Raw genomic sequence first — 13852 nt, 5'->3', positions numbered from 1 at the left:
CCCTTCTTCAGGGCCGGCCCCGCCGCGTACCGGGGTGTGCGCCGGGTTACATGAGGCGGTAGCTGCCGTAGTAGCCACCGAGCACCTCGTGATAGCCCGGGTCGTCCGTGTGCTTGTGCTTGTCGAACTCCGGGGAGTCCTTGATCTGCTCCTTGGTCAGACTCACGAAGATCTTTCGGTCCTCGGTGTCCACGTGCTTGACCGTGCCGGCGGGCAGCAGGACGTCCTTCCCGAAGATCCACACTCCGGTGTCGACGACCAGATAGGCCGAGCCGACCTCGTCGGAGTGCTTGTCGACCTTGCCGATACTGCCGTCAGTCGCCTCGACCGAGTATCCGGTCAGATCGGCGCCCGCGGTGTGGCCGCTCGAAGGCTGGTAACCCCACAGGTTGTCGCTCATATTTGGCTCCTTTCCAGACGGTCCGATTCGGCATGTCGGCCCCCACCGAAATGGTGGTGAGTGCCGCTCGCAGTATCGGGTGCCCGGATGCCGGGGCCTCACACATCGCATGCGTACGCCACCGCGGACTCCTCCGTATTGAATGGCGGCGTGAACTACAACGCATCCCTGTCGGCACCGCCGCGCCCCACGCGCAGGATCGTGCTCATCGGCCTGGCGATCCTCGGCTTGGCAAGCGCCGTGTTCGTTGTGCGGGGGCCGCTCATGATGACCGCTCCGATGTGCGTGAGCGGGCGGTGGGACCGCTGCTTCGGCACGTTCAACGGTGTGGTGCTCATGACGTTGGCCGCGCTGCCGTTGTCCGTGCTGGTGGTGTGGGCTCTGGCGCGCCGTCGGCGGGCCGCCGACGGTGGCATATCGCCGTGGCGGATGTCGCTGGCCGAGGTGGGCATGGTCCACGGGACGGTGCCGTGGATATGGATGACCATGATGCCGGGCGCAGGGGCCGGCATCGTCCCCGGCCGGGTGAGCCTCGTACCGCTGCGGGACCTGGTCACGATGGGGCCGGTCGGGATCGTCGGCAACCTGCTGGTCTTCGCGGCGCTGGGGTTCTTCGCCCCGATGCGGTTCGCGGCACTGGCGTCCGTGCCGCGGATTCTGGCGCTCGGGGCGGGGTGTTCGGTCCTGGTCGAGACCGCGCAGTACGTCCTGCGGCTGGACCGGGTGTCCTCCGTGGACGACGTACTGGTCAACGCCACCGGCGCCGTACTGGCCGCGCTGGCGTCGCGCCGCTGGTGGCGGCAGAGCAGTGGAGTTTCGCCGCGAACGCTTCCCACGAACTGCGCACTCCGCTGAGCCGTTGCTCAGCCTGCTGCCGGGCGGCGGCCGACGAGTCCGAGCAGCCGGTCCAGCGCGGAGGAGTCCGAGGAGACCTCGACCACCGGGGCGAACGCGGCCCTCGGCCGGTCGTCGGCCGGTGCTCCGGCCGGGATCCGTGCCGCGACCTTGAGCGAGTACCGGACGAGGTCGGCGTCCGGGTCGTACGCGGCACCGATGGTCCGGGCGACGTCCCAGCCGTGAACCACGCAGTCGAGTACATGCATACCGAGAGCGGCCCGGCCCGGGAAGAATCCGAACTCCCTGATCTGGAGCGAACGGTCCAGGACATCGTCGGCGAACGCCTTGGTCATGGCATCGGCCGAGTCGAGGTACGCCCGGTGGGGGTCCCCGCCCAGGTCGCCCTGGTCCCAGGCCCGGATGTCATCGGTGACGCCTGCCGCAGCGGCTGCGAAGCCGAGGTTCTCGCTCACCTGGTGGCGGAGCAGGCCGTGCAGTGTCCAGTCGGCACACGGTGTCGGTAGCGGGAGTTGGTCCGGGGCGACCTGCGCGACCATCGCTCCCATGGTGGCGAGGGCACGGCGGTCCAGGTCTCTGATGTCCAGTTCTCCGATAGCCACGGCCGCGACGCTAGCCGTGCTCCCGCTTCCGGGCCACACATTTAGTCGAGTACGGCGGCGACGGCTTCGATCTCCACGAGCTGGTCGTGGTAGCCGAGCACGGTGACTCCCATCAGGGTGCTGGGGACGTCGTGGTCCCCGAACGCGGCCCGGATCACCTTCCAGGCGGTCACCAGGTCTGCCTGGGAGGTGGATGCGACGAGCACGCGGGTGCTGATGACGTCCTCGATCGAGGCACCTGCGTCGGACAGTGCGGTCCGCATGTTCTGTACGGCTTTGGCTGCCTGACCCGCGTAGTCCCCGACCGCTGCCGTGGACCCGTCCTCGTTCAGCGGACATGCTCCGGCGAGGAAGATCAGACGCGCTTCGGGCGGCGCGGTGGCCGCGTACGCGTACTCGGCTACGTCGGACAGCGAGCCGGAGCGGATCAGGGTGACGGCACGGGGCACGGTATTTCCCTCACGGACGTAGGAGTGCAGGAACGTAGGAGCGTAGACGAGCGGTTCAGGCTCTCAGAACGCGTTTTGCGGAGCCCGCAGAGCGTAAGGCGCAACGCAGACTCCGCAATAGCGGGGGAAGCGGGGGGAGAGGTGGCTAGACCGCCGCCGGTTCCTTCGTTGTGGAGCCGGGGCCCGTGCCGGCCGGGCCCGTGGCCGCGATCTTTGAATGGGCCGGTTCCTGGGAGACGTTGAACTCCGTCAGGAGGTCCTTGCTGAAGCCGAAGAAGTACGTCGCGACGAAACCGGCGACGTAACCGACCAACAGGCCGCCCGCGTAGATCGCGATCGTCGAGCCCAGGCCGTGGTTGCCGTCCAGGAGCGGGAACAGGGCCCAGCCGGACGGGCCGATGGCCGTGGAGCCGACCGTGTCGCCGAGCTGGTTGAACAGGCCGACGAAGCCGCCGCCGAACGCGCCGCCGATGCACGCCGTGATGAACGGGCGGCCCAGGGGGAGCGAGACGCCGTAGATCAGGGGCTCGCCGACGCCCAGCAGGCCCGCGGGGAGGGCGGACTTGATGGTGCGGCGGATCGACTCGTTGCGGGGGAGGCGGAGGTAGACGGCCATGGCCGCGCCGACCTGGCCCGCTCCCGCCATCGCGAGGATCGGGAGCAGAACGGTGAAGCCCTGCTGCTCGATGAGCGTGGTGTGGATCGGGATGAGGGCCTGGTGCAGGCCCAGCATCACCAGCGGGAGGAAGAAGCCGCCGAGGACGAAGCCCGCGCCCGCGCCGCCGTTGGAGAGCAGCCAGTCGGCGAACGTACCGATCGCGGTGGAGATCTCCCCCGCCACGTACATCAGGCCGAAGATCGTCACCAGGCCGGAGATCAGGACCGTCAGGGTCGGGGTGACCAGGACGTCCAGAGCCTCGGGAACCCAGCGGCGGCACCACTTCTCCACGTACACCGCGAGCACCGCGGCGCCGAGCGCGCCGAGCACACCGCCCTGGCCGGGGGAGAGCTGCTGGCCGAACGCCTCGATGTTGGCGACGCCCGGGAAGACGATGATCGCGGCGACGGCACCGCCCAGGATCGGCGTACCGCCGAACTCCTTCGCCGTGTTGTAGCCGACGAAGACCGCGATCAGCGCCATGAAGCCGGAGGCCATCGCGGCGAGGGCGGGGGTGACGGCCGGCAGCCACTGAAGGTTGACCAGCAGCCCGTTCAGACCGGCGATGATGCCGCAGCCGATGAGGGCCGGGATCAGCGGTACGAAGATGTTCGCGATCTTGCGCAGGAACAGCTTGAACGGGGTGGCGTTCTTCGCCTTCCGCTGCGCCTTGATCGCGGCGCCCTGCGCGGCCAGTTCCTCGGAGGTGTGGACGACGGGGGTGAGCGGGTCGGCGGGGGCGGATTCCCGGCCCTCCTCGACCAGCCGTTCGAACTCCGGGGTGACCCTGGCGACCGTGCCGGGGCCGAGGACGATCTGGTACGTGTCGTCCTCGACCACGCCCATGACGGCGGGGATCGCCTTGAGCGCTTCGTCGTCGACCAGCGAACGGTCGTGCAGGCCGAGGCGGAGCCGGGTCATGCAGTGGGCGATCGAGCCGACGTTCGCTGCGCCACCGACGAGCGGAAGGATCGCGGCGGCGGTGGCGCGGTTCTTGTCTTCAGTAGCCATGGGCGTGGTGCCTTGCTGTGCGGGGGGTGCGGGGGGTGGGGACGGTGCTGCGGGTGGGTCAAGTGGGGCGTACGGCCGCCAGGGCGGCGCGGAGATGGCCGTCCGACTCGGTGAGGAGCGTGGCGGCGGTGGGGCCGTCGACCTGGCCGAGGATGGTCAGGATCGCGTTCTTCACCTCGCCGTCGGTCGCGGCGAGCGCCGCCTCGATCTCCTCGTCGGACGCGCCGGTGGCCAGCGAGACGATGCGGCGGGAGCGGGCCCGCAGCTTCTCGTTGGAAGCGCGCACGTCGACCATCAGATTCCCGTACGTCTTGCCGAGCCGGATCATCGTGATCGTCGAGAGCATGTTGAGGACGAGCTTCTGCGCCGTACCGGCCTTGAGGCGGGTGGAGCCGGTGAGCAGCTCCGGGCCGACGACGACTTCGAGGCCGTGCTCGGCGGCGGCGGCGAGCGCCGAGTCCGCGTTGCAGGACAGGCCGATGGTCAGCGCGCCCCGGGTGCGGGCGTGCTCGACGGCACCGATCGCGTACGGCGTGCGGCCGGAGGCGGAGATCCCGACCACGGTGTCGTTCGCCGTGAGGGCGAGTGCGTCGAGGTCGGCGGCGGCCAGCTCCTTGCTGTCCTCGGCGCCCTCCACCGCCTTGACCATGGCGGTCGGGCCGCCCGCGATGAGGCCGACGACCTCGGACGGGTCGGTGTTGAACGTGGGCGGGCACTCGCTGGCGTCGAGGACACCGAGACGGCCCGCGGTGCCGGCGCCCGCGTAGATCAGCCGGCCGCCGCGCGCCATGCGCTCGGCGGTGGCGTCGATCGCGGCGGAGATCTGCGGCAGCTTGTCGGCGACGGCGGCGGGGACGGTGCTGTCCTCGCCGTTCATGATCCGCGCGATCTCCTCGGTGGCCAGGCGGTCGATCTCGGCGAGCTCCGGGCGGAACGCCTCTGTCGTGAGCGTGGCGAGTTCGGCGCGCAGCTCCCCGTATCCGTCGGGGGTGGAGTCGGCGTCGGGGTCGGTGTCGGTTTCGGTGGATGAGGTCATGGAGAGCGGCTCTGCTTTCTCGATCTCGTACGTTCAGCGGTTCTGCGGTGTGGCGATGTGGCGATGTGGCGGCGCGTGGTCAGCGCGTGCGCGGATTGTGGCGGTGCGCGAGCGCCTCGTACGACGCGGCGAGGGCCGGGGCGGCCGTCTCGTACGTACGCTGCGCGATGCCTATGAACAGGCAGTCCACGACGAGGAGTTGGCTCGTCCGGCTCGACATGGCGGCGGGTCGCAGCTCGCTCTCGCGGGCCGTGGACGTGGTCAGGACGTGGTCCGCGTACTGCGAGACCGGGCCGTCGGGGCGGCCGGTGATCGCGACGGTCGTCGCGCCGTGGTCGAAGGCGACCCGGAGCGGCTCGATGACGTCGCTCGTCGATCCGGAGTGGGTGATCGCGATGGCCACATCGCCCGAGCGGAGCTGCACGGCGTTGGTGACGGCGAGGTGCGGGTCCGCGTGGGCGTGGGCGATCAGGCCGATACGGAGCAGCTTCTGCGCCAGGTCCTGGCCGACGAGCGAGGAGGCGCCGGCGCCGTAGATGTCGATGCGGCGGGCGGTCGACGCGGCGGCGACGGCGGCGCCGAGCTGCACGGTGTCGAGGCCGGCCGCGGTGTCGGCGAGCGTCTGCTGCTCGTCGTAGGCGAGCTTGGCGACGACGTCGGCGATCGGGTCGTCGACGGTGATATCGGCGGTGACGGCGGGCGCCCGGCCGGACAGCTGGTGGGCGGCGAGACCGGCGAGTGCGAGGCGCAGGTCGCGGTAGCCGGGGTAGCCGAGGAGGCGGGCGGTGCGGACCACGGTGGCCTCGCTGGTGCCGGTGAGCTCGGCGAGACCGGTGACGGTGAGGGCGGCGCACCCGGCAGGGTCCCCCGCGACGGCTTCGGCGACCCGCTGCATGGAGCGGGTCATGGACGGTGCGAGGGTCCGGACCTTGGCCGCGAGAGCGGCAGGGGCGGGCGGCGAATCGCCCTTGAAACTTTCCTTCACTTCATTGGTCACCTTTGAAAGATATTTTCAAAGGGGTGGTCCGTCAACCCCCCTTTTCGCCCCCTTCCTTCGAGGGACAATGGCTGCATGGAGATGAACCCCTTGGAACAGGCGCTGCACACGGCCCGGGCACTCGTCATGGCCGATCTTGTCGCGGGCGACGTCGCCGAGGCCGAGATCGTCTCGCTGGTCGAGGACGCCGTGACGCACCGGCGCTGGTGGGTCGAGCAGTGGCCCGAGGGCGCGGACTTCGTCGTCGGCCTGATCGCCCAGGATGTGCAGGACGCCCTGCTGGAGAAGTACGGGCGCTGGCCCCTGTGCCCGGTCTGCGTCGAGGAAGGCCCGCACGCGCTCGACGTCGAGCCCGAGCTCGGTCCCGACCCGCACTGGGTCTGCACGAAGGCGACCGTGCAGGTGGCGGCCGTGGGCCGGCTGGGCGGGGTGCTGCGACGTTGACGCTCTACATCGACCCGCCGGACTGGCCTGGGCACGGGATGCTCTGGTCGCATCTGGTCAGCGATGTCTCGTTCGACGAACTGCACGCCTTCGCGGCCTCGATCGGCTGCCCGCCGCGCGCCTTCGAACGCGACCACTACGACGTACCGGAGGCGCGGTACGCGGATGCCGTGCGGGCCGGGGCGCTGGAGGTCGGGTCGAAGGAGATCGTGCGCCGGCTGACGGCGGCCGGTCTGCGGCGGCCGAAGGGGCGGCCTGCGGCGGGGTAGGGGGTTGATTACGGGGGTTGCGGGGGCGTGCAACGTTGGTGGTGGGTCGGCGCACTTACCGGGTGAGAGATCAACTCCCGGAAGGAACCACCGTATGCGGATCATCCGTACCCGCCGGTCGCTGTTCAGGACCACTGTCGCCGTTGCCGTCCTGTCCACGGCACTCCTCGCGCCCCTGCCCGCGTCCGCGCATGGGAGGAGCGCGGATGCGGCGGGCGCCTGGACGGCCCAGCCGCTGCCGTTCACCGACGCCAATCTCACGGGAGCCGCGAGCGTGGGGCAGGGGCGGACCCTGGCCGCCGGATTCGCCGTCCACAGGGAGGGGAAGGCGACCCGGTTCCGTCCGGTGGTCGCCGACCGTGGATCCGCCGGTGGTGCGTGGCGGCCGGTGGCGGCGGCCTCGGAGGCTGCCGGGGACGTCAACAGCCGGGTCAACGCCATCGACGCCCACGGACCGGACGACGTGTGGCTGGTGGGTGACGACAGCTCCGCACTCGACGGGCGGATCTACACCCAGCACTACGACGGTACGGAGTGGAGCGTCGTCCCGACGGAGCTGCCGGCCAAGGGCGAGGCGGCGTCGCTGCTGGACGTGGACACCAGTGCCGACGGGACCTGGGCCGTGGGCTACGCGCAGATCGAGGTGTCACGCACCTGGAACAAGGAAAAGGGCGGCTGGATCATCGAGTCCCGGCACGCGGGGATCGCCAGGCACTTCGACGGGACCGCGTGGCGCGAGGTAACGCTCCCCGAGCTCGGGGGCGACTACTGGTACCTCAACTCGGTCCAGGCGGTCTCCGCCGACGACGTCTGGGCGGCCGGGTACGACGGCAACACCGGTGGCCCGCTCCTCATGCACTACGACGGCACGTCCTGGAGGCAGGTCTCGGCCGCGGGCGTGACCGACCGGCCCGGTCACGCGCACGGACTCGCCGTCACGGCGGCGGGCGACGTGTGGCTGGTGGGAGAGGACTGGGCCCCGGCCGACGGTACGACCCGGGCGCTGGTGGCCCGCTACGACGGGACACGGTGGCGCACGATCGCGGTGCCGGACGTCCACGCCCGGCTCTTCGGCGTGACCGTCGTCCCGGGTGGCGGCATCGCCGTCGCCGGCCAGACGCTCGGCGAGCGGCGGGATGCGCTGGCCTGGCGGTGGAATCCGGTGACGGGCGAGGGGGAGCGCGAGGGTGAGGGCCGGTGGACGTTGCTCGACCTGCCTCAGCCCTCCACCGCGGGCCCGTCCGAGAACAGCGCCAGTACGGTGATCAGCGGCCGGGCCGGTCTCACGGTCCTCGGCACCTCGGTCGTCGACGGCTCCGAGCCCCAGCCGTTCGCGGCGCTCCGGAGAAGCGGGCGCTGAGGTAGGGCGGTCAGGTCCTGTCGGCGGGGGCGGGGGCGGCGGGGGCGAGGTCCGGTGCGTCCGCCGCGCCCGCCGCGTCCGGCGCCGCGTGCGTGGACTTCGCCGTCGCGACCAGGCGGGACGGGGTTGCGGACCCACGGTGCAGCCGGAGCGAGAACACCACCGCCACCAGCGCCAGCACCGTCATCCCCGCGCCCGCCCACGCCGTCGCCGCGAAGCCGAAGTCCGCGTCGATCACCGTGCCGCCGAGCCACGGGCCACTCGTGTTGCCCAGGTTGAACGCGGCCGTCGTCGTCGCGCCCGCCAGGGTCGGGGCCGCGCCCGCCACGTTGAACATACGGGCGTTGAGCGCGGGCGCCGTGAAGAACGCCGAGAGGCCCAGCAGGAAGGCGAGCGCGACCACGGCCACCTGGCTGGAGGCGAACAGGGCCAGCGCCACCAGGAAGACCGTGGAGGCCGTGATACCGCTCAGCAGCACCCCGAAAAGGTGCGCGTCCGCGACCCGGCCGCCGATCGTCGTACCGATCAGCGCGCCGACCCCGAACAGCCCGAGCACCCACGGCACCCAGCCCGAGCCCAGCCCCGCGACATCCGTCAGCAGCGGCGCCAGATAGCTGAACGCGCAGAACACACCGCCCGCCGCGAGCGCCGTGATCACGACCGAGAGCCAGACCTGCCGGTCCCGGTAGATCGACATCTCCCGCTTGAGCTGCGGCTTCTCCGCCGGGAGCGGGATACGGGGGATGAGCGTCGCCACCCCGACCAGCGCCACGGCCGACGCCGCGCCCACCGCCCAGAACGCCGAACGCCAGCCCAGATGCTCACCGAGGAACGCGCCCAGCGGCACACCCAGCACATTGGCGATCGAGAGCCCGCCGATCATCACGGCCATCGCCCGCGCCCGCGCGTTCACCGGCACCATCGCGATGGCGACCGCCGCACCGACGGCCCAGAACCCCGCACAGGCGAAGGCGCTGACCACACGCGAGACGAAGAGGATCTCGTACGTCGGAGCCAGCGCACCCGCGATCTGGCCGAGGCCGAAGACCGAGATCAGGGCGATGAGAGTGGTGCGGCGCGGCAGTCTGAGCGTGGCCACGGCCAGCAGCGGGGCGCCGACCACCATGCCGATCGCGAAGGCCGATATGAGGAGCCCGGCCTGCGGTATGGACACATCCATGTCCTCGGCGATCGGTGGCAGCAGCCCGGACAGCATGAACTCGCTGGTACCGAGAGCGAAGACCGAGAGACCCAGGATGTATACGGCCAGGGGCATACGGGCACGACGGGAAGGGCTGGAGACGGAGTCGGGCATGACACTCGGCAACACCCATTGTGTCGCTCACATTCCCGTGAGCAGCTCCAGCTCCGTCGTCAGGTTCTGCCGGGCCCTCGGCTCCCACTCCGCGATCCCGTGCGGCGTACGGAACAGCCGGGGCAGCACGAGCAGCTGCCGCAGCACCGCCGCACGGCCCTCCCGGAACGCCTCGTCGGGCACGAAGGCGTACTCCTCGCGCACCTGCGCCGCGTACTCCGCGTACTCCTTCGGGGCGGACGCCAGGATCGCCAGGTCCGCGTCGCACAGCACCTCGCCGTCGGTGTCGCCGTCCACCGGATCGTGCGTGACGGTGAGGCGCACCAGGCGCGCCACCTCGGCGGTCACGTCGGCGGGGGCACCGGCCTCGGACAGGGCGCGCTCGGCGAGTACGGCGCTGCGCTCCTCGTTCTCGGAGCGGTCGGGGCGGTAGACCGCGTCGTGGAACCAGACGGCGAGCCGCACCACGTCCGGGGCCGCCGCATGATCCGCGAGCGTGTCGACGCGGTCCAGGACCGCGGCCAGGTGGGTGGTGGTGTGGTAGCGCCGCTGGGGTTCCGCCCAGCGCGCCAGGAGGTTGTCGGCGTACGGCAGCGGATCGGGGTCCTCGGCGCCGCCCCGGACGGCGACGAGGGCCGCGTGCCAGCGGGTACGGAGGCGGCTCTGGGCGCTGTCGTCGGTCATGGCACGACCCTAGGGGGTGTCGTGGGGGGTGTCGTTGTTCAGGAGGACCCGCCGGGACGCCGATCCGTCGAGCACGGGCACCCGCACGATCAACGTACGGCGCAGGCGCGCCAGCGTGGCTCGTGCGGAACGCGTTCGTGGATGGTCCGGGCCCAGCGCCCGGACGGCGTCCCCGGCCGCGCGCTCGCACACCGCGAGGGCTTGCGGCAGATCGCCCGCCGCTTCGAGGGCGAGCGCCAGCTCGCGGCGCGCCGTGAGGGTCCGGGGGTGGTCGTCGCCGAGCACGCGTACGCAGTCGGCGAGCGCCCGCTCCGACAGCTCGACCGAGTGTCCGGCGCGGGCGAGGTTGCCGCGCGCGAGGAGCGTGTCCGGGTGGTCGGCGCCGAGGATGCGCTCCGAGTCCGCGACGACCGATGCCCAGAGCGCGGCGGCCCGCTCGGGGTCGCCCGTCTCCCACAGGACACCGGCCAGATTGCCGCGTACCAGGAGGGTGTCGGGGTGGTCGGAACCCAGCAGGCGTTCGGAGTCCGTGACGACCGACTCCCACAGGGCCCGGGCCGCGCCCCGGTCTCCCGCCTGCGCCAGCGCATCGGCCAGATTGCTGCGGACCAGGAGCGTACGGGGGTGTTCGTGGCCGAGCACCCGCTCGGAGTCGGCGAGCGTGCGCTCGTACAGCTCCAGGGCGCGCGGCAGGCCGCCGGTGTCCTGGAGGGCGCCCGCCAGGTTGTTGCGCGTGGTGAGCGTGTCGGGGTGGGTGGCGCCGAGGAGGTTCTCCCGGTCGGCGAGCGTGCGCTCGTACAGGGGGAGGGCGCGGGCCAGATCGCCCGCCGCCTCGTAGGCGGTGGCGAGGTTGTTGCGGAAGAGGAGCGTACGGGGGTGGTCCTGGCCCAATGCGCGCTCCGCCTCGGTGCGCGTCGCCTCGAACAGGGCGATCGAGCGTGTGAGGTCGCCCGCGTCGCGGTAGCCGCTCGCCAGGTTGTTGCGGGAGATCAGCGTCTCCGGGTGATCCCGGCCCAGGACCCGTTCGCGGTCGGCGAGGGTGCGTTCGTACAGCGGGATCGACCGGTCGACGCGGCCCGAGTCGCGGTAGGCGTTGGCCAGGTAGTTCCGGGTGGAGAGGGTGTCGGGGTGGTCGGCGCCGAGCACCCGTTCGCGGGCGGCGACGGTCCGCTCGTACAGGGGGATCGCCCGGCCGAGGTCTCCGGCGGCGCGGTAGATGTTCCCCAGCTGGTTGCGGGTGGAGAGCGTCTCGGGGCTGTCGTCGCCGAGGACGCGCTCGCGGGCCGCGAGGGCCCGTTCGCTGTAGCGGGCGGCCTGGGGGACGTGGCCCTGGTCCAGCAGGAAGCGGGACGTCTCGTGCAGTACGACGGCGACCTCGGCGGTGTCCTGGTCCTGCGGCATCAGGTCCATGAAGGCTTCGATGTGCGGGCGGAGGTTCCGCCAGCCGGGCCACTGGGGGACGGCGATCGACGCGGCGCCCGCCTCCCCCTCGGTCCCCTCGCGCGGCAGGCTGTCCAGCAGGATCCTCGCGGCCCGGTCTCGCGCCATCAGGATCGCCTCCTCGGTACGCAGTGGGTCGGCGGGGTCCGCCGTGCGGGCCACCGCCTGGACCAGGCGGTGGACGCGCAGGTGGGGTGGCGCCAGCGTGATCATGCTGTAGCCGGCGAGGAGCGCCAGTGCGTCGTCGACCGCCAGCAGGTCGTCGTCCATCGACGTGATGAGGTCCAGCGGCAGCTGGTCCGGGGCGAACCAGGCCAGCGTCCGCAGGATGTCCACGGCGAGCGGGTCCCGGTCGGCGATGGTGCTGAGCGTCACGCGCCAGACGCGGGCGATGGTGCGACGGTCGGTGCTGCCCGCGTAGGCCGTCGCGAACATCCGGGCCGGGTAGCGCCGTACCCGTTCCAGATAGGCGGAGAAGGCGATGGCGTGGTTGTGGATGTACGCACCGGCCTGCTCCAGGGCGAGCGGCAAGTGGCCCAGTTCGGCGGCCAGTTCGGCCACGGTCGTCGCGTCGGCTGCGTCGGCCGCGCTGCCCGTGTCGCCCGTCGCGGGGCGGCCGGCTGTGCGCCTCAGCAGTTCGGCGGCGTCGGCCGGGCTGAGGACGTCGAGGCGCAGCGGCGCGGCCAGGTGGTGCCAGCCGGCCGTGCGGCGGCTGGTGATCAGGTGGCGTCCGGTGTCGAGCTGGCTGATGACCGGCGCGAGGTGGCTCGGGTCGTCCGCGTTGTCGAACACCACGAGCCAGCCCGGATGCGTCTGGAACCACGAAATCGCCCACTCGGCCAGCGCGTTGGTGGTGGCCGGGGTCGCGAGGTCGGGCAGCAGACGGCTGGTGAGCGAGGCGAGCCCGGCCGTGATGGCGTCCGGGTTGTCGGCCGTGATCCACCACACCGTCGTGTACCGCTCCCGGTACCGGTGGGCGTACTGCAGGGTGAGACTCGTCTTGCCGACACCGCCGAGTCCGACCAGGATCCGGGTGACCGGCTCGTTCTCCTCGGCCAGCGACGTACCGAGCCTGACGACATCGTCGTCCCGGCCCACGAACAGGGCGCTGGGCGGGCGCGGCAGATTGTGGTTGCGCTGCCCGCGGGGCTCCGCGACGCTCTGGGCCGGGGGGAGTTGGACGGCGGGGGCCGTGTAGATGGTGGCCCCCGGGCCCGTACTGATGATCCCCGCGTTGGCGTCCACGGCGACGGCTCGGTCGCCCGAAGCCTCCCAGCGCGCGGAACCGGCGGGGACGGGAGGCTCGGGCGGCTGTACGGGAGTCATGGCGCTCACCGCTGGATCTGGGCGTTGCTTCCGGTGCTGATGACCCCGGAGTTGTGCTGGACGGCCACCGCGCCTTCGCCGGAGGCCGTGAAGGAGACCGAGGACACCGCGGACTCGGAGACCATGCGTGCGATGTCCGCCGTGAGTTCGGCGTCGGCGAGCAGCGCCTTCTTGATCTGGACCCGGAGCATGGCCTGGAAGTCCTCGTCCTCGGGTGCTTGCGCCGCCTCGGCGACGGCCTGGTCCAGGCGGTCGAGGCCGGCGGGGTCCTCCTCGTTGCCGCGGATGCGCTGGAGGATGCGCCGGCCGAGGCCGACCGTGGCGTCCGCGCTCGTGTCGGCGGCGAGGGTCAGTACGGCGGTGCCGTAGGCGCCGACCGCTGCCGTCACGTAGGGCGCGATCTCGCCTGCGACCGTTAGAGCGTCCACAATTCCCCCAACTTGCCTGCCAGGGCAGGCTGCCACGTGCATGACCCTCTCCATGATGCCAGTCGGCGTGGCGCGCCCGCGCGGGGTTGGGCGGGGTGGGCCCGACGGGGCCGGTGGGTGGTCCAGGACGCCGACGGGGCGGCGTTCTCCGACGTGGTGGTCGGAGTACGCCGCCCTGGGGCGGGGCTAGGGCCTGTCGTTTGGATCATGCCGGGTTACTTCGGGTCGCGGTTGAACTGGGACTTGGACCAGTAGTAGCCGAGGGCGGAGAGGGCGAGGCACCAGGCGACGGCCAGCCAGCCGTTGTGGCCGATCTCGGTGCCGAGGAGCAGGCCGCGCAGGGTCTCGATGGCCGGGGTGAAGGGCTGGTACTCGGCGATCGGCTGGAACCAGCCGGGCATCGTGTGGGCGGGGATGAAGGCACTGGAGATGAGCGGGAGAAGGATCAGCGGCTGGGCACTGTTGGCGGCTGCCTCCGCGTTCGGGCTGGCCATGCCCATGCCGACCGCGATCCAGGTGAGTGCCAGGGAGAACAGGGTGAGCAGTCCGAACGCTGCCAGCCATTCCAGAGCGGTGGC

Annotated in this window: 15 protein-coding genes; 4 read left to right on the top strand and 11 right to left on the bottom strand. The window is 71.5% G+C overall.

The window, feature by feature from the left end; translation table 11 throughout:
- Window positions 1-46: 46 nt before the first annotated feature.
- Window positions 47-400, bottom strand: coding sequence for a PRC-barrel domain-containing protein (locus ACWGO0_RS36450; protein WP_453544662.1), 354 nt, complete (start codon window positions 398-400; stop codon window positions 47-49).
- A gap of 150 nt (window positions 401-550) precedes the next feature.
- Here ACWGO0_RS36450 and ACWGO0_RS36445 point away from each other — a divergent pair, with 150 nt between their 5' ends.
- Window positions 551-1255 carry a VanZ family protein gene (locus ACWGO0_RS36445; RefSeq protein ID WP_453544660.1) on the top strand — a complete coding sequence of 235 codons (705 nt, stop codon included), beginning with the start codon at window positions 551-553 and terminating at the stop codon, window positions 1253-1255.
- Between the two features lie 8 nt (window positions 1256-1263).
- Here the strand turns inward: ACWGO0_RS36445 and ACWGO0_RS36440 are convergent, their stop codons facing one another.
- From ACWGO0_RS36440 to ACWGO0_RS36420, 5 genes are all read right to left on the bottom strand, one after another.
- Window positions 1264-1857, bottom strand: a complete 594-nt coding sequence (locus tag ACWGO0_RS36440) for a TIGR03086 family metal-binding protein (protein WP_453544658.1) — start codon at window positions 1855-1857, stop codon at window positions 1264-1266.
- A 41-nt stretch (window positions 1858-1898) separates the two neighbouring features.
- Window positions 1899-2306, bottom strand: a complete 408-nt coding sequence (locus tag ACWGO0_RS36435) for a RidA family protein (protein WP_453544656.1) — start codon at window positions 2304-2306, stop codon at window positions 1899-1901.
- 145 nt (window positions 2307-2451) lie between these two features.
- Window positions 2452-3975 (bottom strand): PTS transporter subunit EIIC, encoded by a 1524-nt coding sequence (locus tag ACWGO0_RS36430; protein WP_453544654.1) that lies wholly within the window; start codon window positions 3973-3975, stop codon window positions 2452-2454.
- A 58-nt stretch (window positions 3976-4033) separates the two neighbouring features.
- On the bottom strand, window positions 4034-5011 hold the full coding sequence (murQ, locus tag ACWGO0_RS36425) for an N-acetylmuramic acid 6-phosphate etherase (protein ID WP_453544652.1): 978 nt from the start codon (window positions 5009-5011) through the stop codon (window positions 4034-4036).
- Between the two features lie 79 nt (window positions 5012-5090).
- Window positions 5091-6008, bottom strand: a complete 918-nt coding sequence (locus ACWGO0_RS36420; RefSeq protein WP_453544650.1) for a MurR/RpiR family transcriptional regulator — start codon at window positions 6006-6008, stop codon at window positions 5091-5093.
- A gap of 75 nt (window positions 6009-6083) precedes the next feature.
- Between ACWGO0_RS36420 and ACWGO0_RS36415 the strand changes: the two genes are divergently transcribed.
- From ACWGO0_RS36415 to ACWGO0_RS36405, 3 genes are all read left to right on the top strand, one after another.
- Window positions 6084-6452: a hypothetical protein gene (locus ACWGO0_RS36415; RefSeq protein WP_453544648.1), complete on the top strand. Its 369-nt coding sequence runs from the start codon at window positions 6084-6086 to the stop codon at window positions 6450-6452.
- Window positions 6449-6721, top strand: a complete 273-nt coding sequence (locus ACWGO0_RS36410) for a DUF4031 domain-containing protein (RefSeq protein ID WP_453544646.1) — start codon at window positions 6449-6451, stop codon at window positions 6719-6721. Before ACWGO0_RS36415 ends, ACWGO0_RS36410 begins: the two co-directional genes overlap by 4 nt.
- 94 nt (window positions 6722-6815) lie before the next feature.
- Window positions 6816-8081: a hypothetical protein gene (locus tag ACWGO0_RS36405; RefSeq protein ID WP_453544644.1), complete on the top strand. Its 1266-nt coding sequence runs from the start codon at window positions 6816-6818 to the stop codon at window positions 8079-8081.
- 10 nt (window positions 8082-8091) lie between these two features.
- Here the strand turns inward: ACWGO0_RS36405 and ACWGO0_RS36400 are convergent, their stop codons facing one another.
- The 5 genes from ACWGO0_RS36400 to ACWGO0_RS36380 all read right to left on the bottom strand — a co-directional run.
- Window positions 8092-9357 carry a Cmx/CmrA family chloramphenicol efflux MFS transporter gene (locus ACWGO0_RS36400; RefSeq protein ID WP_453544642.1) on the bottom strand — a complete coding sequence of 422 codons (1266 nt, stop codon included), beginning with the start codon at window positions 9355-9357 and terminating at the stop codon, window positions 8092-8094.
- 66 nt (window positions 9358-9423) lie between these two features.
- Window positions 9424-10080: an HD domain-containing protein gene (locus ACWGO0_RS36395; protein WP_453544640.1), complete on the bottom strand. Its 657-nt coding sequence runs from the start codon at window positions 10078-10080 to the stop codon at window positions 9424-9426.
- 9 nt (window positions 10081-10089) lie between these two features.
- Window positions 10090-12846: an FxSxx-COOH system tetratricopeptide repeat protein gene (fxsT, locus tag ACWGO0_RS36390; RefSeq protein WP_453544638.1), complete on the bottom strand. Its 2757-nt coding sequence runs from the start codon at window positions 12844-12846 to the stop codon at window positions 10090-10092.
- 5 nt (window positions 12847-12851) lie between these two features.
- Window positions 12852-13274 (bottom strand): hypothetical protein, encoded by a 423-nt coding sequence (locus ACWGO0_RS36385; protein WP_453544636.1) that lies wholly within the window; start codon window positions 13272-13274, stop codon window positions 12852-12854.
- Between the two features lie 215 nt (window positions 13275-13489).
- On the bottom strand, window positions 13490-13852 hold a 363-nt coding region (locus ACWGO0_RS36380; RefSeq protein ID WP_453544634.1), incomplete at its 5' end, for an ABC transporter permease.

It is taken from the genome of Streptomyces sp. NPDC055749 (assembly GCF_053617235.1).
This window is presented reverse-complemented; position numbering and strand designations above follow the sequence as displayed.

Excerpts from the sequence above, each read along its gene's own strand:
- murQ (WP_453544652.1), bottom strand. The coding sequence starts at position 5,011 with ATGACCTCATCCACCGAAACCGACACCGACCCCGACGCCGACTCCACC.
- ACWGO0_RS36450 (WP_453544662.1), bottom strand. The coding sequence starts at position 400 with ATGAGCGACAACCTGTGGGGTTACCAGCCTTCGAGCGGCCACACCGCG.
- ACWGO0_RS36405 (WP_453544644.1), top strand. The coding sequence starts at position 6,816 with ATGCGGATCATCCGTACCCGCCGGTCGCTGTTCAGGACCACTGTCGCC.
- ACWGO0_RS36430 (WP_453544654.1), bottom strand. The coding sequence starts at position 3,975 with ATGGCTACTGAAGACAAGAACCGCGCCACCGCCGCCGCGATCCTTCCG.
- ACWGO0_RS36395 (WP_453544640.1), bottom strand. The coding sequence starts at position 10,080 with ATGACCGACGACAGCGCCCAGAGCCGCCTCCGTACCCGCTGGCACGCG.
- ACWGO0_RS36400 (WP_453544642.1), bottom strand. The coding sequence starts at position 9,357 with ATGCCCCTGGCCGTATACATCCTGGGTCTCTCGGTCTTCGCTCTCGGT.
- fxsT (WP_453544638.1), bottom strand. The coding sequence starts at position 12,846 with ATGACTCCCGTACAGCCGCCCGAGCCTCCCGTCCCCGCCGGTTCCGCG.
- ACWGO0_RS36415 (WP_453544648.1), top strand. The coding sequence starts at position 6,084 with ATGGAGATGAACCCCTTGGAACAGGCGCTGCACACGGCCCGGGCACTC.